Below are 1808 nucleotides of genomic sequence, written 5' to 3'. Positions count from 1 at the left end.
GTCGGTGTTCATCGCCAGCTCCCACTACAGCTGGTCTTCCATGAATCACCGATCGCATCCGTTGGGAATCCTTATTCCAAATTTTCTACCAAAGTAGTGTTAGAACGTAAAGCCTGTTTTCATGCCAATGACCGTAACCGTTTCCCTTTGGGTATAACCGCCCGGATTGACCCAGAACTGGATATTGGGTTCGATATAGACCCATGGGGTAATCTGAAGCGTATAGTCTGTTTCGATTGCGAATTCTGAATCGCGGCGCGGTCCCTTCCTGCCGGCCTGATACCAGTCCAGCGTGGCCAGCCGTGAATTGACATGATTGGTGCCAACAGCCAGCGTCACGGCATCATGCCTGCGCCACGGAAGCCCAAGATAACGCAGGCTGCCAGTAACCTGCGATGAAACGGGACTGGTCTCCTTATCGACCATGGTAAAGGTTACGTAAGCAGTCAGCCCCTGCTGAACAACGGCGTCCTGTCCGGGTTTTTCGCTAAAGGTTCCGGTCAGCTGCTGCTGGAACCACAGGTAGCCACCGTGGGTACTGCCCCGTTCAAGCATGGCCAGTCCGCCGGTGACAGCAGGCTGTCCGTTTGCCGCCAGTAAAATGTCAGGTGCACTTGCGGTATTGACCCACCCGCCGATGCGATAGACCCCGGGATAATGATGGGCCCCCAGATGGATACGCAAACCGGTTTCAAAGGGCAGGAGAACACCAGTTGCACCATGTACATAACCAAGGAAGAATTTATTATCCAGGTTACGCACGTTCTGTTCATAAGCCCCCGCCAGAAAATACCAGCGTGGGTCGTTATACTTGATCAGACCGCCCCATGTACTGACGGGCCAGTTGAGCCAGCGATTGCCGTCCATGTTGCCGGTTGTTGCCCCGCAGAAATAGTTTACCATTGTCAGGCAGGGCACATTATCAAAATCGGCGCCGGTCGGCAGGCGGCCTATCTTGAAACTGACATGATCACCCAGCTTCTGGTTATACCATAGCTGGGTCAGCCGGGATGTCTGTCCGCGCCCCCATACTTCCTGCGGTTGCTGCAGGGTATACAGTCCTGCCCGTGTAATGAGGTTGCTGCCCCACCGGGTAGTAAATGTAAAGTTGAAAGATGCGCCTTTCCATTTCAGCAGTTTTTCGGCGTCGATATCCATGATGGCGGCAAGCTGGTTGGTCTGGGCCGCGGTGTGGCGGTCCCCGCCAGTAACGTTCCCGGCGGTTTCGTTCGTCCACGCACCAGCCAGATCTATGCCCTTGTTCCGAAGATAGAGCCGTGCGCCCCCCCAGTCGCCTGTCATGGTGGTGGATGGATGCTGGGCACTGGCACGCAGCGCATAACTGGCATCATCGCCCAGGCTACCATTGGGCAGGCCGTTTGCAGGTGCTTCAGATGCGCAGATGACCATATGCATGGAAAAACCGAAATATAATATTCCGATATTTCCATATCTACGTGTGAAATATTTCATTTTGAGGCCATCAGTATATTATTGTTTTTATATCTGTGGCAGACAAACGCTCGCGTTCGAAAATGGTTTTATATTTTATAAATTAATTTATTGTGAGTGCGATCATTAAGTATTTTTGTATGCATTTATTACTGCATAAATATTTTTGTTATTGTGGAAATTTTATGGTTTGTAAGGTTTGTGGAAACTTTCGCGCTCATACGTTGTCGTCAGATATATGCATGTGTAGGGCCGTTATACCAAGGGCTACTGTCTCTGACTCATCTGTGAAGTGACGCGAAGGGCCTGTTCTGATTCTGTCGTGAGAGGGAGGATCGGGAATGGCTGGTGCGATT

General features: G+C 51.4%; 1 protein-coding gene. It reads right to left on the bottom strand.

Features of this window, described 5'->3' with window-relative positions; genetic code table 11:
• Positions 1 to 99: 99 nt before the first annotated feature.
• The gene (locus tag CFR80_RS17925) at positions 100 to 1416 is read right to left on the bottom strand and encodes a carbohydrate porin (RefSeq protein WP_110507836.1); all 1317 of its coding nucleotides are present in this window, start codon (positions 1414 to 1416) and stop codon (positions 100 to 102) included.
• Between the last annotated feature and the right edge of the window lie 392 nt (positions 1417 to 1808).

This window comes from Komagataeibacter oboediens, from assembly GCF_003207815.1.
Lineage (GTDB): Bacteria > Pseudomonadota > Alphaproteobacteria > Acetobacterales > Acetobacteraceae > Komagataeibacter > Komagataeibacter oboediens.
The sequence above is the reverse complement of the archived record's forward strand: the minus strand, read 5'-3'. Positions and strand labels throughout refer to the sequence as shown.

Coding starts and splice junctions, on each gene's coding strand:
- CFR80_RS17925 (WP_110507836.1), bottom strand. CDS start 1,416: ATGCATATGGTCATCTGCGCATCTGAAGCACCTGCAAACGGCCTGCCC.